The 18,214-nt window shown below is 58.9% G+C and carries 16 protein-coding genes; 12 read left to right on the top strand and 4 right to left on the bottom strand.

From position 1 onward, the window contains the following. Positions 1-293: 293 nt before the first annotated feature. Together LAJ50_RS12165 and LAJ50_RS12160 are read right to left on the bottom strand one after the other, a co-directional pair. A complete protein-coding gene (locus LAJ50_RS12165) occupies positions 294-1,460 on the bottom strand; it encodes a glutathione-independent formaldehyde dehydrogenase (RefSeq protein WP_020924942.1) in 1,167 nt (388 codons plus the stop codon). Positions 1,461-1,974: 514 nt separating this feature from the next. After that, positions 1,975-2,916, bottom strand: coding sequence for a LysR family transcriptional regulator (locus LAJ50_RS12160; protein ID WP_028698648.1), 942 nt, complete (start codon positions 2,914-2,916; stop codon positions 1,975-1,977). 484 nt (positions 2,917-3,400) lie between these two features. Between LAJ50_RS12160 and LAJ50_RS12155 the strand changes: the two genes are divergently transcribed. Continuing rightward, positions 3,401-3,832: a DUF488 domain-containing protein gene (locus LAJ50_RS12155; RefSeq protein ID WP_023835768.1), complete on the top strand. Its 432-nt coding sequence runs from the start codon at positions 3,401-3,403 to the stop codon at positions 3,830-3,832. Positions 3,833-4,089: 257 nt separating this feature from the next. Here LAJ50_RS12155 and LAJ50_RS12150 read toward each other — a convergent pair whose 3' ends face one another. Beyond that, positions 4,090-5,361, bottom strand: coding sequence for an IS4-like element ISPa45 family transposase (locus LAJ50_RS12150; RefSeq protein WP_020924943.1), 1,272 nt, complete (start codon positions 5,359-5,361; stop codon positions 4,090-4,092). Positions 5,362-5,854: 493 nt separating this feature from the next. Here LAJ50_RS12150 and uvrB point away from each other — a divergent pair, with 493 nt between their 5' ends. Further along, positions 5,855-7,831 carry an excinuclease ABC subunit UvrB gene (gene uvrB / locus LAJ50_RS12145; protein WP_020924944.1) on the top strand — a complete coding sequence of 659 codons (1,977 nt, stop codon included), beginning with the start codon at positions 5,855-5,857 and terminating at the stop codon, positions 7,829-7,831. 150 nt (positions 7,832-7,981) lie between these two features. On the opposite strand, the gene LAJ50_RS12140 is transcribed toward uvrB, so the two are convergent. Next, complete coding sequence (locus LAJ50_RS12140) at positions 7,982-8,887, bottom strand: LysR family transcriptional regulator (RefSeq protein WP_020924945.1); 906 nt, start codon at positions 8,885-8,887, stop codon at positions 7,982-7,984. 154 nt (positions 8,888-9,041) lie between these two features. Between LAJ50_RS12140 and LAJ50_RS12135 the strand changes: the two genes are divergently transcribed. The 10 genes from LAJ50_RS12135 to LAJ50_RS12090 all read left to right on the top strand — a co-directional run bounded on the left by LAJ50_RS12135 (position 9,042) and on the right by LAJ50_RS12090 (position 18,210). Continuing rightward, the gene (locus tag LAJ50_RS12135) at positions 9,042-9,449 is read left to right on the top strand and encodes a ketosteroid isomerase-related protein (RefSeq protein WP_017514126.1); all 408 of its coding nucleotides are present in this window, start codon (positions 9,042-9,044) and stop codon (positions 9,447-9,449) included. 1 nt (position 9,450) lies between these two features. After that, positions 9,451-10,059 (top strand): GNAT family N-acetyltransferase, encoded by a 609-nt coding sequence (locus LAJ50_RS12130; RefSeq protein WP_007182546.1) that lies wholly within the window; start codon positions 9,451-9,453, stop codon positions 10,057-10,059. Then, entirely contained in the window at positions 10,056-10,946 is an 891-nt protein-coding gene (locus LAJ50_RS12125; RefSeq protein WP_007182547.1) for a carbon-nitrogen hydrolase family protein, read from the top strand. Before LAJ50_RS12130 ends, LAJ50_RS12125 begins: the two co-directional genes overlap by 4 nt. 282 nt (positions 10,947-11,228) lie before the next feature. Beyond that, positions 11,229-11,504, top strand: a complete 276-nt coding sequence (gene frmR, locus LAJ50_RS12120) for a formaldehyde-responsive transcriptional repressor FrmR (RefSeq protein ID WP_007182548.1) — start codon at positions 11,229-11,231, stop codon at positions 11,502-11,504. A 59-nt stretch (positions 11,505-11,563) separates the two neighbouring features. Next, a complete protein-coding gene (locus LAJ50_RS12115) occupies positions 11,564-12,673 on the top strand; it encodes an S-(hydroxymethyl)glutathione dehydrogenase/class III alcohol dehydrogenase (protein ID WP_007182549.1) in 1,110 nt (369 codons plus the stop codon). A gap of 43 nt (positions 12,674-12,716) precedes the next feature. After that, positions 12,717-13,115: a VOC family protein gene (locus LAJ50_RS12110; RefSeq protein ID WP_017514589.1), complete on the top strand. Its 399-nt coding sequence runs from the start codon at positions 12,717-12,719 to the stop codon at positions 13,113-13,115. Between the two features lie 182 nt (positions 13,116-13,297). Continuing rightward, the gene (locus LAJ50_RS12105) at positions 13,298-14,632 is read left to right on the top strand and encodes a DUF3422 family protein (protein ID WP_023106334.1); all 1,335 of its coding nucleotides are present in this window, start codon (positions 13,298-13,300) and stop codon (positions 14,630-14,632) included. Between the two features lie 58 nt (positions 14,633-14,690). After that, positions 14,691-15,521 carry an S-formylglutathione hydrolase gene (fghA, locus tag LAJ50_RS12100; RefSeq protein WP_011871465.1) on the top strand — a complete coding sequence of 277 codons (831 nt, stop codon included), beginning with the start codon at positions 14,691-14,693 and terminating at the stop codon, positions 15,519-15,521. A 16-nt stretch (positions 15,522-15,537) separates the two neighbouring features. Further along, entirely contained in the window at positions 15,538-16,845 is a 1,308-nt protein-coding gene (locus LAJ50_RS12095; protein WP_011871464.1) for an NAD(P)/FAD-dependent oxidoreductase, read from the top strand. 51 nt (positions 16,846-16,896) lie between these two features. Continuing rightward, complete coding sequence (locus LAJ50_RS12090) at positions 16,897-18,210, top strand: replication-associated recombination protein A (protein WP_023106336.1); 1,314 nt, start codon at positions 16,897-16,899, stop codon at positions 18,208-18,210. The last annotated feature ends 4 nt before the right edge of the window (positions 18,211-18,214 follow it).

Raw genomic sequence — 18,214 nt, 5'->3', positions numbered from 1 at the left:
AGGATCAGACGAAGGCTATCTCCAGCCACGCACGTCAATGGATGCCGTGCATCGTCCCCGTCTGACCCTTGGCCGATTGCGAACCAAGCGCTTGAACACGCTTGCGGTTGATCATCACCTGCGGATTGCTGAGGCTCTGCTCCTGGTCCGAGCCAAGGCAAGTACCCTGGGGCAGACGGCAAATGCCGGCGAAAATATTCGCCGGCTCCAGTTGCTGCCCGGAGACTGGCGGGACCAGAATGCCTCTCACCAGAAAGTGTGAGACATCCTGATGCTTAGCCCGCGCCGGATGCTTAATGCCGCACTGAACCATGCGGGTCGATGACGTACTTGTATGCAGAACCCGCGTCGAACTCTTTGTACGCGGCGGGCGCGTCTTCGAGCTTGATGAACTTAGTGTTCATCATCGGCGAAAGGTAAGGCATGCGATCGTTCAGTATCGCCCGCATTAACGCGTGGTTGTAGTTGGCCGTCGGAGATTGACCAGCCGACATTCGCGGCGACTTGATCCAGGCGTTGGACCATTCCAGATCCATATGGCCTTTCTTGGCTTTCGGGTCTTTCGAGATCGGGTTTGCGCAGTACACACCGACCGTACTGGTCATTCCGCCGAAGCGGACATATTTGAGCATTGCGTTGGTAACAGCGCTCTCCACGATCTTGTCAGCCTCCGCGCCAAACCCGCGGCAGTCCACACCAACATAGTCGATGACGCGATCCACCTCCCTGTGCCCGGTAATGCGTTCGAGATGCTCCTCGATCGGCACGCCGTCGGAAAGGTTGATGGTTTCCACGCCGTGTGGCTTGAGAAGGTCCAGCCGCTCTTGAATGTAATCGGCAACGATGATGGCGCCTGCACCCAGAAGTCTGGCGCAGGCGGCACCCGCTCTGCCGACCGGCCCGGCACCGAAGATCAGGATGTTTTCGCCGACGACGTAGGCCGGCGCGGCTGGCCAGTCTGGGCCAGCGAACCCATGGAAAGCTGTGGGTAATACGTCAGAGAGAAGGGTCAGGTCGCGGATTTTTTCCATGGCGGCATCCTTGTCAGGGAAGCGAAGGAGATTGAAATCCGCATACGGTACGAAGAGATAATCACCTTGCCCCCCCGTCCAGCCACCGAGGTTGAACCCGTAGGCTCCGCAGTCGATTTCGGGGTTGGTGTTCTCGCATACATCGGAGCGCATATGCTTGCAGTTGTAGCAACGCCCACACCCCACATTGAAGGGAACGGAAACGATGTCGCCCTTCTTCACGACTTCGACGTCTGATCCCACTTCGATCACTTCGCCGGTCATTTCATGGCCCATGGTCATTCCCTTGGGAACAGCAAACGAACCGCGATAAATGTGAAGGTCGCTGCCACAGATATTTGTGGTAACTATTTTGAGGATAGCGCCATGGGGTGCGCTTTTCCCTTGAGGGGTTATCAGCTCTGGAAATTTGAAGGTGTTGACCTTCATTTCCAAGGGCTTCTCGAAAGTCACGATTCGGTTACCGGTCGGAGTCATTTCGTCACCTCTGTGCGTTAATGTTTCCATCTTCTAAATCGAAGTGGGAAACGAAATTTACCGCTGTCAAGAAGAACGATCGTGGTATTGCCTAGCCGTTGGTCGCGTCTCCTTCTGCGGTCTTGACAGCATCGGATCAAGCTCAGAAGTGGTCAAACTGGAATAATCTATGTGCAGATAGGCACGATCTATCTACGCGGGATCGTCGAGCCGTGCTCGTCTCCTAGCCGGGAGAGGGCAACGATCATCGCTACATCGCGCCTCCTAGCTTGATCTAGGAACAGTCAGCTCGACCCAGCGAGACATGAGGAGGCCGCATGCAGCAGGTACTCCTGCCCCCCGAGTTGCCCCTGGACCTAGTGGCCTTCGATGGGTTGCTCAGCACGTGGCGCCTGTTAGCGGCGCACACGGCATGCCTGCAATCTTCGCCTGGTTGAAGCAATACAGAGTTGCTCTTCAAGACTCGCTATTTCAGGGGGCTTTGAGATGAGTCTGCTTTGGGCTGGAACCGACGATGGATCGATATAACGGATTGAAGAGTGGCGGCGAGTTCGGGGGTGTGCACCATTTCGAGCAATGCACGCGATGACGGTGCCTCGAACGCATTTTTCCCAGCAACGAATCCGACATTTGAGTGCGACATTGGTCCATTGATTGCGATTGCGTGGAGATTTGGAATGTGCGCGAGTTGGCCGGCGAGAGATTGCGGAAGAACTGCCGAATATTTTCCTGTCGCCACGTGTGCCGATAGCACGTCAATTGAATCAGTGCGAATAGTCTGCGCGGTACATTGCATCAGCCTATCTTGAATGGGTTCAGGTACTGCCGAGTTCAGCACGCAGAGTTGTCTATTGAGAACATGGTCCCACGTTGTGCTTCGGGGTTGCTGTGTTCTCGCGGCGTGAAAAAGGAAAATGCGTTCACGGTACAGAAGGTGAGTATCGAAGTCTTCCCCTGGGATATCCTCCAAATGCATGAGTGCGATATCCAAATTGTTTTCTCGAATCGCCTGTAGCAGGGAAGAAGCGCCGGAAACCAGAACTGATTGTTGAAGTAAGGGTGTTTTTTCAGCAAGGGCGATGCTTAATGTGGGCGCTACACCGGCAGTTCCTGGGAGTATCCCTAGCCGGAATTGCCCCTCTATACCTCGCCGTAGTGCGGAGAGTTCTCGCTCCAGCCCTTTGCAGTCGTCATACATCTGCTGAGCCCAAGACAGTACGCGCATCCCTTCAGAAGTGAGGCCGTCATAGCGTCGGCCATGACGCACGATCTCGACACCCATGTCTTCCTCCAATTGCTTAATGCCCGCGGAGAGTGTCGGCTGAGAAACATTGCAGCTTTTGGCCGCGTTGCCAAAATGGCCTTCACGGTGCAAAGCAAGCAAGTATTCAAAGTTTCTTACGATCATATATTTTCTTCTGATAAAGTTGATTGGATTTTATACTTTCACGAAAAACCCTGCGCACGCTTCGATCCGCGTCCAACCTTGGGCACGTAGCTGGCACGCATGAAAGGCTGCCGCGCGCAGTGTCCATACAGTAGGTTCGACTCGTCATCGACGGTCAGCACCACAACGCACGGGACAGCCAATAGCGCGAACACAGGTGCTTTGCGCTGTGGGCGAGTCGTCCTCATGTAGCTTAGCAGTTGGCGCGTTCTGGAAGGGAGTAAGCGTGAGTGGTGAGGCACGCAACCGCAAAAGGCGGTGCTAAGCTCTTGAGCTGTTCGGGTCGTGGCCGTTGAAGCGGCGAGAGAATGGAGCCTGCCATGGCCGTTGTGGCGCAGCTAGTACACCATGCCCCCAGCGTTTCCTTAGCTGCGATTGACGGGCATGCCTGGCGGTAGCTCAATAACAGCCATTTATGGATGAAGGAACGAGGGGAATAAGGCAGATGAAGATATTCACGATTGGATTCACTAAGACCTCCGCGCGGTCCTTCTTCACCAAGTTAAGTGCTTCTGGTGCCAAGCGCCTTGTCGATGTTCGCCTGAATAATGTTTCGCAATTGGCCGGATTCGCTAAACGCGAGGATCTTCGATATTTTTCCGAGGCGTTGTGTGGGATGGAATATGAACATCTACCAGCACTTGCTCCAACCAAAGACATGTTCGAGGAATATAAAATAAAAGGGGGAGATTGGGATATCTACGCCAGTAAATTTCTGGATTTAATGTCGTCCCGAAAGATTGAGTCAATCGATAAAGAAAAGATTGATAACAGTTGCCTGCTTTGCAGCGAAGACAAGCCCCATCACTGCCATCGGAGGCTAGTGGCCGAGTACCTTGCAGGCAAATGGCCGAATGTTGAGATCGTGCATCTTTAGAGGGGCGACGTAGCTCCCAATGTCATCAACTTAAGCCCCCAGCCCTGGCCGGGGCAAGAAATCCCGGGGCTTGGACGCGCGGTTGCAGCAGTGCCTTCACTGGTTTTGCTCCCCAGTTCAGCGCATGTGCGACCCAGACGCCAGCTTAATGGATGCCGGTTCGCCTCGGCGGGCGGGATTTCTCGTTTTCCGGGCGAGCGCGTGCCGGCCGCTGTCTGGCCAGCTTTTTTGCGGTGCAGTTCGGGTGCTGCTTGTTCTTAGCGCGTCGGTTTGTAGCCCTCGCAGCCGCGACTGGCCAGGCGCATACGCTGGCGCGGGAAGCTGCGGCCCGGGCGCACAGCGCTGAGGCTGTTGGCCATCAACTCCATCACGTTGGCCAGCCCCTGCACACCGGGGCGTACCAGCAGGTCGACCAGGGTGTTCTTGAGGCGTGACACCCCTTGGGTGAAGTTGACCTTCCAGCGCAGCTTGCGGCCTTTGTGGCGCTGCTCGATGACCGGTTGCAGCAGATGTTGCATCAGCAGCGCTAGGTTTTTCAGCAGTTGCCCGGCATGAAAGTCCTGCTTCACGGCCGTCACGCTACGGCCGCTAAAGTTGTCGAGGCAGAGGGTCTGCTTGAGGCGGCGGTAGTCCGTTTCGATGCCCCAGCGGCGGTGGTAAAGATCCGCGAACACCTCGGCCGGGAAGGCCTGTCGATCCAGCAGGGAGGTCAGCAGCACTTCGCTTTCACCGCTGGCTAGCTCGACCCGGATCAGGCGCAATTCGACCCGGCCCGCGGGATCGACGCCGGCCTCGGTACAGAACAGGCGCGCCTCGGGATGACTGGCAGAGAAGAACTGCGTGTCTTCTGTCTGCCCCGAGCGGAGAAACTGTTTGACCTGCGCGTTGTAGCCACACGGCAGGCGCATCAGGAAATGTCGCCGGTGCTGCTCGAACAGCGCAAACAGCCAGTGTCCGGGGTAGCCGCGATCAAACAACGTCAGGCTGTCAGCGGGCAGATGCTCGAGGTGCAGATGGGCGCAATCGCGCTCGCCGACTGCGGATGGCACGATCAGGCTGTGTAGCGTCTGGCCGTCGGCGACGTCGTAGAGCATGGACAGACGGGCAACGGGAAACTCGCTATGGCAGCCGAAAAAGCGCGTCATGACCGACTCCAGCGGTAAATGGACGGTCGAGCCGTCCACGGCGAGTACCCGTAACCCGCGCCACGTCTGGCGCAGCCCGAGGCTGTCGAGCTGTTGCTGAAGGGTTTGGTTGAGGCTCTCGAAGACCTCGGGCTTGAGCTTGCCGCGCGCCTTGCTGAAGGCCTGCGCGGTGACCACCTGGGTCTCGGCCGAGGCCTGGTTGAGCACGCGATAGAACTGATCGAGCTCGGTTTGCAGGGCGGTGCGTGGCTGATTGAGCAAAAACAGGACGAGGTTCTTGAAGGTCAGTTGGCGTCGGCGGGTAAAGTCGTGAGGGCGCTGGCGGTGGGTATCGATGAAGTCGGGACAATCGAGCTGACTGGTTATTTTTTGTACAATTTTCAAGCCAGGGTTTGCTGGGCGGTGTCAAACGGTGTGGAATGAGGGGCCAAAAGGGTTTCTCCTATGCGCTGAATTTAGCGCTAATTATATGATATTTATAGGAAAAATTCCTTAAGTTGATGACATTGACGTAGCTCCACGTTTCCAACGCCTCGTCTGGAGGGCTGAGAGAGACAAAGGCGCGTATCGGCGGGAGCCGGCGCCACACATTGGGCGTACAGAGCAACCTCGCCCGCCACGGCTCGATGTCAGCGCTCAACGAGGCGAGTGGCTCCAGGTGCATTGGCAGACGGGCCGCTGGCTGACGTCGTGGCGATCGGCGGATATGCACTGGGAAGCCCGCCCATGTGCTGGGCTATCATGTTGGCGACGCCTACGCCCAGGTGGGGCGCGGCAGGATCGCCGTCATTTACACCCCAGTTTGGTACTGCTATAGGTCTTCTGGAATAGCCGATACATCAGGACAAATTGAAGTAGCTCAATTAGGAGATATCTAATGTCAACCGGTATGTTTATTCTGCACTCCAACTATACGCCGGCGGGGGACCAGCCAGAGGCGATAGCGCGCCTGCTGTCGGACATAGAAGAAGGTGCGACGCACCAGACGCTGAAAGGTATCACCGGCTCAGGTAAGACCTTCACCATGGCCAATGTGATTCATCGTCTGAAGCGGCCTACGTTGATCTTGGCTCCTAACAAGACGTTGACCGCGCAGCTTTATGGTGAAATGAAGCACTTCTTTCCTGAGAACGCGGTCGAGTACTTCGTTTCCTACTACGATTATTTTCAGCCCGAAATCTATATGCCGGGCACCGATCGTTTCATTCCAAAGGACTCGGCCATCAATGACCACCTTGAGCGCCTGCGCCTGTCCACGACCAAATCCTTGATTGAGCGTCGTGACGTGATCGTCGTCGCTTCGGTGTCTTCAATCTACGGCCTGGGTGATCCAGATGCATACCGAGCGCTACAGATCGCTCTGTCCCCTGGGGTCAAACTAAACCAGAGAGAGCTAATTCGTCGCTTGGCTTTGCTGCAATATGATCGCACGGAGCGCACTCTCAAGCGTGCAACGTTCCGCGTCCAAGGTGATGTGATTGACATTTTCCCCGCTGATTCCGAGTACAGGGCGGTTCGGGTGGAACTGTTGGATGACACTGTTGCGTCTGTCCAATGGATGGACCCTGTTACCGGCAAGACGTTGGGAGAGATAGACCATTATTTGGTTTCGCCAAAAACGCTTTTCGCGCCGCCCACGAACAAAATAGATTCTGCATCCAAAAAGATACTCGCTGATATGGAAGAGCGGGTTGCCGAGCTGAACAGGAATAATCGCTTGGTCGAGGCAATCAGGCTGTACGAGCGGATCACGCATGACGTGGAAATGATGCGCGAGGTCGGCTATTGCTCGGGGATGGAGAATTATTCCTGCTACTTCAGCGACCGAGACGCAGCTTCTCCTCCGATCACGTTGCTGGATTATTTGCCGAAAGACGGGCTGCTGTTCGTCGATGAATCTCATGTCATGGTGCCACAGATATCCGCAATGTACCGGGGGGATCAGGCGCGCAAGGACACGCTGATCGATTACGGGTTCCGTTTGCCTTCATCGAAGAACAACCGGCCATTGAACTTTGACGAGTTCGAGAAGGTCAAGCCTCAGACCATCTTTGTTTCCGCTACTCCGGGCGACTACGAGCTGAGGGTGTCGAAAGGCAGGGTTGTCGAACAGGTTATCAGGCCAACGGGACTGCTTGACCCCAAGGTTGAAGTGCGGAAAGCGGATGGATACATAGATGACCTGCTTGCCGAAATATCGAAGTGCGTGAAGAGAAAGAATCGAGTGCTTGTGACTACGCTGACGAAGGTCAGTGCAGAAGAGCTAACGGATTTCTTGACGGACAACGGGATTCGAGCGCGCTACATGCATTCGGACATAAAAGCGGAGGATCGTGTTGAGATCATCAATGGCCTGCGCGCAGGAGAGTTCGATGTTTTGATTGGGATTAGTCTTTTGCGCGAAGGGCTGGATATTCCAGAGGCATCATTGGTTGCCATTCTCGATGCAGACCGTGCAGGGTTCTTGCGTTCGGCCCATGCGCTCATTCAGATGATCGGTCGAGTCGCTCGGAATGAAAACGGCAAGGCGATCTTGTACGCCGACGCGGTGACGCCGGCGATGAAGCAGGCGATCGATGAGACCAATAGGCGCAGGCAGCTTCAAATTGCCTTTAACGAGGAAAATGGGATTTCTCCAGCCTCGTCTGTGCGAAAACTAGCAGGGGAAGAGACGAATACGGAGGAGCCCACCGTTCATTCCGAGGCTTTCTGCGAGAACTTGTCCGACCTTTGCGATCAGATCACTGCCAAGGAACAGCAGCTACTCGAATTTACCGATACCGGTGACGAGCAGCGCGTCGAAGACATTCGTCGTCAGTTGGATGGGTTGTACCGGCAATTCATTTACATCTAATCGTTCGCCGGCATTGGGTTGCATGGCCGACCGATCTGCATCTGGGGCAAGCGGGCAGACGGTCGGTTCATCATTCAACCGGAGGGGTGAGCCGCCGAGGCTCAGTGCCCCGCTTTCCAAGATGTGTGCCCTACAGCGTCTTGCGACGTGTCAGCGCAAAGCTGGCAACGATCCAACGGCGACCAGCATTTCATCAAATACCGCTCGAACCCTTCCCGGAATGGGGCCACGCTGAGGCCGATAGACGTACAACCCCCATGCCGGAGGTTCTTCGTTCTCCAGCACTCGCACGAGCTTCCCGCTGGCAATGTAGGGGGCGGCCATGTAGTCCGCCAGTTGCGCGAACGCGATCCCGGCCAGCGCCGCTCCCATTTCCATGTCGGCATTGTCGGCGACGAGAGTGGGTGCGGTAGGTGTCCACTGGCGTCCCGCCTTGAAGTGCCAAGGCCAGGGACGGCCGGTATTGATATCCAAGGCCACGGTAACTGGCAGGCTGCTTAGCGCATCGATGTTTGCAGGTACGCCCACTTTCTTGATCAGGCGCGGAGCGGCAACGATGGGGAGTCTCATGTCGGCGGCCTTGCGTGCGACGAAGCGGCTATCGCGCATGAATCCGACCCTGATCCCGACGTCAATCCCTTCGTCAACCGTATTGCTGATGCGATCGGACAGGCGCACATCCAGCGTGATGCCGGGATGACGCGCGGCCACGCGCTCCAGTGCCGGTAGCACCGCTCTGGTGCCCAAGCTGTGCGGTGCGGTGATGCGAACCGTACCGGACAGAGAGGCCTGCTGGTCGGAGCTAGGCGTTCGCCACAGATCCTCGAACCGCTCCAATGCGGGGCGCACTTGGTCTAGCAGCCCTTCGCCGAAGGCGGTGATGCGCACCTGGCGCGTGCTTCGATGAAACAACACCTCGCCGTAGTGTTGCTCCAGTTGCTGGATGGCACGGGTTACACCTTGCGGAGAAGTCCCCAGCCGGACGGCCGCATCGCGAAAACTGCTGCTTTCGGCCGCCACCCGAAAGATGCGCAGTAGTTCCATTTCTTTGTTCATGACGCACGCCTCATGGCCGGTTTCGCTGCTCGTTAATTGTTCCAGATTGTGGAATTATAAAATCGCAACAATTCCATATACAAGGAGAGCGCGGTTGCCCAGACTGACAACACCCCGGAATGCTCCGCTCCGAACAACCCAACAAGGAACGCGAATGAACGCTGCGACTCTCATCACTGCCTACTACGACGCCTTCAACCGCGGCGACCGCGAGGCCATGCTGTCAATGTTGACCGATGACGTCGCGCACGACTTGAACCAGGGCGCTCGTGAGGTCGGTCGCGAAGCCTTCCGCGCCTTCCTGCAGCGCATGGACCGCTGCTATGGCGAGCAACTGCGCGGGATCGTGGTGATGGTCAGCGCCGACGGCCTGCGTGCAGGCGCGGAGTACGTGGTGCATGGCGAATACAAGGTGACGGACGACGGGCTGCCGGAAGCCCAGGGCCAGCGCTACGTGCTGCCGGGCGGCGCGTTCTTCGAGATCCGCGATGGCAAGATCGCTCGTGTCACCAACTACTACAACCTCGGCGACTGGATCGCACAGGTTGGAGGGGACGCCTGAAATGACCAGCGACGTGCAGGTGCTGGTTCGTCGTGGCCCGGACATTGCCGAATGGTTCGATGCCGTGGCAGGCCTGCGGGCGAGCGTCTTCCGCAGCTTTCCTTACCTGTACGAGGGCGACACCGAATACGAGAAGCACTACCTCGCCATGTACGCCCGTTCGGCAGACAGCCTGCTGGTACTCGCGCTCGCTGATGATGTGGTCGTGGGTGCGTCCACGGGGTTGCCGCTCGGCGATGCGGAGCCGGCCTTCCATGTGCCGTTCGCCGATCGAGGAATCCCGGTGGAGGCAGTGTTTTACTGTGGCGAATCAGTCCTGCTCCCGGCCTTCCGGGGCCTTGGCCTGGGCCATCGCTTCTTTGACGAGCGCGAAGCGCATGCCCGTTCGTTGGGCGGCATGCAGTGGGCATCGTTCGCGTCGGTGGATCGTGCAGACGACGATCTCCGGCGTCCTTCCAACTACCGCAGTAATGACCCCTTCTGGACCCGTCGCGGCTACGTGCGGCAGTCGGACATGAAGGTTACGCTGCCCTGGAAGCAGGTGGGTGAGCCGAGCGAAACCGAGCAGACGCTCACGATGTGGCTGCACTCCCTGGAGAACGCGAAATGAAAGTAGCAGTTGCGAAATACTCAGTGGGTCAGCCCGCGGGCTTCGAGGCATTTGCTGCGCGGCAGCGGCTGGTTCTGGAGGAGGCGCGCCGTGGCGGGGCGGAACTGGCCGTGTTGCCCGAGTATCTATCCCTCGAACTGGCTGCAACGTTCGAGCCTGGCATCCGCCATGATTTCAACGCCTCTCTGGCCGCGCTGCAGGCCTTGCAGCCTGCGTGGCTGGCACTGTATGCCGACCTGTCGCGCGAGTTGTGCATGACCATTCAGGCCGGTACGTTTTTGACCCAGGTTGGATTGGACCGCTACCGCAACCGGGCTTGGTGGTTTGCGCCTGACGGCACACGCGACTACCAAGACAAATTGCAGTTGACGGGGTTCGAGAAAGACGCCGGCGTCATCGAGGGTGGCGACGAACTGAAGGTGTTCGATTTGAAAGGCGTGCGTGCCGGCATCGCTGTTTGCTATGACAGTGAGTTTCCATTGCCCGTGCGAGCCCAGCGAGAGGCGGGAGTGCGCCTGCTGCTGGTCCCGAGCTGTACCGACACCCAAGCAGGTGCAACCCGGGTCCGTGTGGGCTGCATGGCGCGGGCACTGGAGAACCGAATGTTCATCGCGCAGGCCGTGACGACCGGAGCTGCTGACTGGAGCCCGGCGCTGGACACGAATACTGGCGAGGCCACGATCTATGCACCCATGGATCGCGGATTCCCGGAGGATGGCATTCTCGCGACGACTTGCGGCACGCAGACATGGGCGATTGCTGATCTGGACGTTGAAGCCCTCGAACGAAACCAGGAACAGGCCCAGGTTGCGGTCGATCGTGACTGGGACGGCCAGATGTTGCCTGCACTGAGGAAGGCTCGGTACTCGGGTCGTCAGGTCGCCTAGCCGGTCTCATCTTGATAGCTTCAGCTCGATGAGTTGGCTTAGATAGGCCATATCTATCTGCGCATAGATTTTTCCAGTTTGACCGGTTTTGAACTTGCCCCGATGCTGTCGATACATGCAAGAAATATTCATTGATTTGAATGTTTTGCGCTTCTTGGGAACAAATCTGTACTAGCCTGTAATAGTGCTCGAAGAGCACAGAATTTGTGGCGAAGTTCGGCCGCATATACTATGGTGGAGTATTGTATAATGCGGCGGTGTACCCAAGTAGAGAGGTGTTCGATGCCACACAGCCCGGAAGAAAAGAAGCAAGCCCTGACGCGCATCCGGCGCATCAAAGGTCAGGTAGCGACTCTTGAGCAAGCGCTCGATGCAGGTGCGGAATGCCCTGCAATTCTTCAGCAGCTTGCGGCCGTTCGTGGGGCAGTCAACGGATTGATGGCAACCGTTCTGGAGAGCTATCTGCGGGAAGAGTTTCCCAGTAGCGAAATCAGGAGCGATTCGCAGAACAAGTCCATTGACGAGACCATCTCTATCGTCCGCTCCTATCTGCGGTAGAGGCACCAGGGTGCCCTCGGTGAGGGCAAATTTAGTTAGCTAGTAAAGGAAGCGACATCATGAAATCACGTGCAGCAGTTGCCTTCGGGCCAGGAAAGCCGCTGGAAATCGTCGAGATCGACGTCGAGCCGCCGCGCAAGGGCGAGGTGCTCATCAAGATCACGAACACCGGCGTTTGCCATACCGACGCCTTCACCCTGTCGGGCGACGACCCCGAAGGTCTCTTCCCGGTCGTGCTGGGTCATGAAGGTGCGGGTATCGTCGTGGAGGTGGGTGAAGGTGTGACCAGCGTGAAGCCTGGCGATCACGTCATTCCCCTCTATACCGCCGAGTGCGGCGAGTGCCTGTTCTGCAAGTCCGGCAAGACCAACCTGTGTGTCGCGGTGCGCGCCACCCAGGGCAAGGGCGTGATGCCCGATGGCACCACCCGCTTCAGCTACAACGGCCAGCCGATCTACCACTACATGGGCTGCTCGACCTTCAGCGAATACACGGTGGTGGCCGAAGTCTCGCTGGCCAAGATCAACCCGGACGCCAATCCCGAGCATGTCTGCCTGCTGGGTTGCGGTGTGACCACCGGCATCGGCGCTGTTCACAACACGGCCAAGGTTCAGCCGGGTGACTCTGTGGCCATCTTCGGCCTCGGCGGCATCGGGCTCGCTGCGATTCAGGGGGCACGCCAGGCCAAGGCAGGTCGCATCATCGCCATCGACACCAATCCAGCGAAGTTCGAGCTGGCTCGTACCTTCGGCGCGACCGAATGCCTCAACCCGAAGGACTTCGACAAGCCGATTCACGAGGTTCTCATCGAGATGACCGGTTGGGGTGTCGATCACACCTTCGAGTGCATCGGCAACGTCAACGTGATGCGCTCGGCACTAGAAGCAGCACATCGTGGCTGGGGCCAGTCGATCGTCATCGGCGTGGCTGGTGCAGGCAAGGAAATTTCGACGCGCCCGTTCCAGTTGATCACCGGTCGCACCTGGAAGGGCTCGGCTTTCGGCGGGGTCAAGGGCCGCACTCAACTTCCCGGCATGGTGGAGGACGCAATGAAAGGCGAGATCGATCTCGCCCCGTTCGTCACCCACACCATGGGCCTCGACGACATCAACAAGGCCTTCGACCTGATGCATGAAGGCAAGTCGATTCGCACGGTGATCCACTACTGACCGCCCACTACCCATTCAACACCAACCACCAAGGAAATTAATCATGTCCACTCCTGTCATTTCTGGCGATGGCATCTTTTCGCACATTTTTATCGGCGCTGCCGACCTTCAGAAGTCGGTCGCGTTCTACGACGCCGCTCTGGGTGCTCTTGGCATCAAGAACCTCGGTCCTTTCAACAACGGATGGGTACTTTTCGGTCGCGAAAAGCCGGCTTTCATCATCGCCCGTCCGGGCAATGGTGAAGCGCCCTCCAGCAACGGCGTGACGATCGGCTTTGCGGCCGCCACTCCCGCCGAAGTGGATGCCTTCCATGCTGCCGGCCTTGCCGCAGGCGGCACCGACGAGGGCCAGCCTGGCGCACGTGGTCACCTGCCGGGTGCCTATGCGGCCTACCTGCGTGATCCGGCGGGCAACAAGGTCTGCTCGTACACCTTCGTCTGAAAGCAAGGAAGCTGAGGGCGTTCTGAAAGGGCCAGCACAAGCCTCTATACGGCGAGCCTATTAGACGGACCGTGTAGAGCGGTGCCTGCTCATGAAGATCGGCCCGCAGCCATGTGCGAAACGCATGGCTGCGGGCATTTGCTTTGAAGCGTGTTTTTCAACCAATGAGAAATGAGGTCGTTATGCAAGAGCCGGCCAACATCAATGCGACGACCGTACAACCCGCCCCGACCGCCACCGTGTACGGCATGCCGGCCTATGCCGATCGTGCTGCGGCCGTGGGTGAAGTGCATGCGCGCCCGCATCTGTTGATTCAGGCCCCCCGCGGCATATTGCAGCTCGCTTTCATGACCGAAGGCGATCAGGCCAGGGATCAGATGGCGATGAGTGAGTTGTCTCATCGCTTCGGCGTTGCCGAGCCCGACCACGCTACGCCGCTTCACGGCATGACATGGGATGAGGGAGACCTGCACTGTGAAAAGCACACCGAGTTCTCAACGTATCTCTGGTGCGCTTCGCTGGATTCCGAGACGGGAGAGCCGTGCGGCGAAAATCCGTTCAAGCATGGATTTGTTCCTCCCGGCCCGGTCGTATCCGGCATCCGTTTGAGACTTCTTCCATGGACGCCGGAAACGGAGAAGGAGGCCGATCGCTTCGATCCTGCCAGCCTGTGCTACTCGCTGGTGGAGAACGGCTCTGCCGCCATCCTCACCGACTTCCGACAGGATGAGGATGGCCTGACGCAGATCCTCGTCCTTGCCCGCGATTTGACCCCGGCGCGGGCGGGTGCGCTGGCTCAACGTCTGCTGGAGATCGAGACCTACCGTACCTTGGCGTTGCTGTCCTTGCCGTTGACGCGGTCGATGACGTCGGAGCTGCGGCGCATGGAGTCGCGCCTTGCGGCGATCACCGACGAGATGTGTACGAGCTTGGTGGAACGGCGCGACAGCGACGTGCTGCTGTCCGAATTGACCGGCCTGGCTGCCGAACTGGAAGCTGGCGTTGCGGCGAATCTCTATCGCTTCGGCGCCAGTCGTGCCTACTACGAGATCGTCGAGGAAAGGCTGGCAGCGCTTTCGGAAGAGGCCGTATCCGGGTACTGCACCTGGGCGGATTTCCTGCAGCGTCGCATCGCTCCCGCCATGCGGACATGCCAATCCGTAAAGGAGCGCCAGACCAAGCTCTCCGACAAGCTGACCCGGGCCATCGCGTTGCTGCGTTCCTGGATCGACGTCGAGCTTGAACGCCAGAACCGCGATCTGCTTGCGTCGATGAACAACCGGGCCAAGATGCAATTGCGCCTTCAGCAAACCGTCGAAGGCCTGTCGGTCGCGGCAATTTCTTATTACGTCGTGAGTCTTCTCGGCTATTTGCTCAAGGGCATTCCGATGGTTCACGACAGCGTGGCGCCGGTGATGGCGGTTCTGGTGCCTGCGGTGATGCTGACGATCTGGTGGATCGTGCGCAGGATCAGACACGCCCACGGCGACACGGCAGCGGAAGAGAAATCTTCCTGACGAGCTGCCGTCCTGGCGCGCGAGAGCTGCGCCGTTCCTTTGAACATAGGAGAACTACATGGAACGCATCGAACATCACGCCAGCTTTGATGGTTGGCAGGACGTTTATCAGCATGAATCCACGACGCTCGGTTGCACGATGAAGGTCGGCGTCTATCTGCCTCCGCAGGCACAGCACGGCAAGGTGCCGGTGCTGTACTGGCTTTCAGGCCTCACCTGCACCGAGCAGAACTTCATCACCAAGGCCGCCGTCCAGCGCTACGCGGCCGAACATGGCATTGCCGTCGTCGCGCCCGATAGCAGTGCTCGCGGCGAAGGCGTTGCCGACGATCCTGCCTATGACCTCGGACAGGGGGCGGGTTTCTACGTCAACGCCACACAGGAACCCTGGGCTGCGAATCATCGGATGTACGACTACGTCGTGCAGGAATTGCCGGCGCTGATCGAGGCCCACTTTCCCGTGACAGCGGAGCGGAGCATCAGCGGCCATTCCATGGGAGGACACGGCGCTCTGGTCATCGCCCTGCGCAACCCGGGCCGTTATCGAAGCGTCTCGGCCTTCTCGCCCATCGTCGCCCCCACCCAGGTTCCCTGGGGGCACAAGGCCTTCGAGGCGTACCTGGGCAGCGATCGGGAAGTGTGGAAGCAGTACGACACCGTGGAGCTGATTCGCACCGTGCAGGAGCGTTTGCCGTTGCTGGTTGATCAGGGCTTGGGCGACGAGTTCCTGGAGAGCCAGCTTCAGCCCGACCTGCTGCGCAAAGCCTGCGACGAGACGGGGCACCCGCTCACGTTGAATCTGCGCCCAGGCTACGACCACAGCTACTACTTCATTGCCAGCTTCATTGGCGAGCATATGGCACACCACGCATCGGCGCTGAAACGCTGAGAGAGGAGATCAGGTCATGACAAAGACCTCCAAAAACCGACATCACGTCGTCATTATCGGAGCGGGCTTCGGCGGGATCGAGGTTGCCAACCAGCTTGCTGGTGTCGAGGTCGATGTGACGATCATCGATCGGCGCAATCATCACCTGTTCCAACCCTTGCTTTACCAGGTCGCAGGTGCGTCACTTTCGACATCCGAGATCGCCTGGCCTATTCGCTATCTCTTCCGAAATCGCCCGGAAGTGAACACCTTGATGGCGGAAGTGGAAGGTATCGACCAGGACGCGCGTCAGGTCATTCTCAACAATGGAATGCGGCAAACCTACGACACGCTCGTGCTCGCGACAGGTGCTACCCATGCCTACTTCGGACACGACGAATGGGGGGCTTTCGCGCCGGGGTTGAAGACGCTGGAAGATGCCACGACCATTCGGGGCCGAATCCTCGCGGCTTTCGAGGAAGCTGAGCGCACGAGCGATCCTCAGCAGCGTGCCGCGCTGCAGACGTTCGTCATCATCGGTGGTGGTCCCACCGGGGTTGAATTGGCCGGAACCATCGCCGAGCTGGCACGAGACACGCTGGCGCGTGACTTCCGCTCGATCGACCCGAGCACATCGCGGGTTGTACTGATCGAGGCTGGCCCGCGTCTGTTGTCGGTCTTTCCAGAGGATCTTTCGGCCTATACGCGCCAGGCACTCGAAAAACTCGGGGTCGAGGTCGTGCTGGGTACTCCGGTCACCGAATGCTCGGCCGACGGCGTGGTGTATGGCGGCAAGCCCCTTTCGGCCAAGACCATCGTCTGGGCCGCCGGAGTCCAGGCGTCTCCCGCGGCTCGCTGGTTGGGCGCTGCGTCTGATCGTGCTGGTCGAGTGGTCGTTGGCCCTGACCTGACGGTGGCCGGTCGCCCGGAGGTCTTCGCCATCGGCGATACAGCCTCGTGCACCATGGCCGATGGGAAGCCCGTGCCGGGCATCGCCCCGGCCGCCAAACAGCAAGGGAAGTACGTCGCTAACCTGATTGGACGGCGTTTGAAGGGCAAGCCCGCTGACGGGCCTTTCAAATACCGGCATCAGGGGAACCTGGCCACCATCGGCCGCAGCCTGGCGGTGATTGACATGGGGCGGGTGAAGCTGCGTGGTGCCTTTGCGTGGTGGATCTGGAAGCTGGCGCACATCTACTTTCTGATCGGCACGCGAAATCGTCTCAGTGTCGCTTTGAGCTGGGTATGGAACCACAGCATCGGCTACCGCGGCTCTCGCATCATCATGCATGCGATTGCCGACAAAGAGCCCACGGCGTTGGATAAATCCGGCTCTCTGGATTGAGGTGCCCACCTTATCGGAACGTCAACTATCAGAAATGCCAGGGAGAGGAACTTGACCGATCTATTCACGACAAAGCCCAAGCCTCCCTTGGCCGAACTCCTGCGGCCCAAGACGCTGGACGAATTCGTCGGGCAACGGCACTTGCTCGGCCCCGGCAAGCCGCTGCGTCTCGCGTTCGAGGCGGGCAAGTTGCACTCGTTCATCCTCTGGGGGCCGCCAGGCGTGGGCAAGACCACCCTAGGGCGCCTGGCCGCCAGTGCGACCGACAGCCGATTCATCGCCATCTCGGCCGTGCTGGCCGGGGTGAAGGACATCCGGCAAGCCATCGACGAGGCCCAGGCCGAACTGGACAACCATGGTCGATCGACGGTGCTTTTCGTCGATGAGATCCATCGCTTCAACAAGGCGCAGCAGGATGCCCTGCTGCCCCATGTCGAGTCGGGGCTCCTGACCCTGGTGGGGGGGACGACCGAGCATCCGGGGTTGGCGGTCAATTCCGCACTGCTCTCGCGCGCGCAGGTCTATACCCTCGAACCGCTGTCCAGCGACGAACTGAACCAACTCTACGAACGCGCACTGCCGCATCTCCAGGGCGTCACGTTGGACGCGGACGCGCTGGATCTGCTCAAGGGCTTTGCCGATGGCGATGGCAGGCGCTTCCTCAATCTGCTTGAGCAGGTGACGAATGCGGCGTCGGGCGCTGGCAAGACCGTGGTCGATGGCCAGTCCGCCAAGCTGTCCACCAGTCCATCGCTGCGCAGGTTCGACAAGGGCGGTGACGAGTTCTACTGGCAGCTCTCAGCCTTCCACAAGTCGCTACGGGGCTCCGACCCTGATGCGGCCCTGTATTGGCTGGCCCGCATCCTTGACGGTAGCGGCGACGTCAGCCAGGTGACCCGCCGCATGGTGGTAGTGGCCAGCGAAGACATCGGCAATGCCGACCCGCAGGCGCTGCAACTGGCGCTCAATGCCGCGCTGGCTTATGAGAGGCTGGGTTCCCCCGAAGGCGAAATACCGATTGCCCACGCGGCGACCTACCTTGCTGCCGCCCCCAAGTCGAACGCTGCCTATGCCGCCTGGAACAAGGCGAAGACCTTCGTCAAGAACAGCGGCTCCCTGCCTGTGCCTCTCCATCTTCGCAATGCGCCGACGAAGCTGATGCAGCAGATGGGGTATCACGAAGGCTACCGCTACGCTCCTGACGAGCCCAACGGCTACGCCGCTGGGCAAAGCTACTTTCCCGAGGGCGTGGCGCGGCCGGGCTGGTATCAGCCAACGGACAGAGGTGTTGAGCGCAGGCTGGGAGAATGGCTTACTTGGCTGCGCTCGCTGGATGATGGGACGCTGCCAGAGGCGGACGCCTGACCGG

The organism is Pseudoxanthomonas sp. X-1 (genome assembly GCF_020042665.1).
GTDB classification, from domain to species: Bacteria; Pseudomonadota; Gammaproteobacteria; order Xanthomonadales; family Xanthomonadaceae; genus Pseudoxanthomonas_A; species Pseudoxanthomonas_A spadix_A.
The sequence above is the reverse complement of the archived record's forward strand: the minus strand, read 5'-3'. Positions and strand labels throughout refer to the sequence as shown.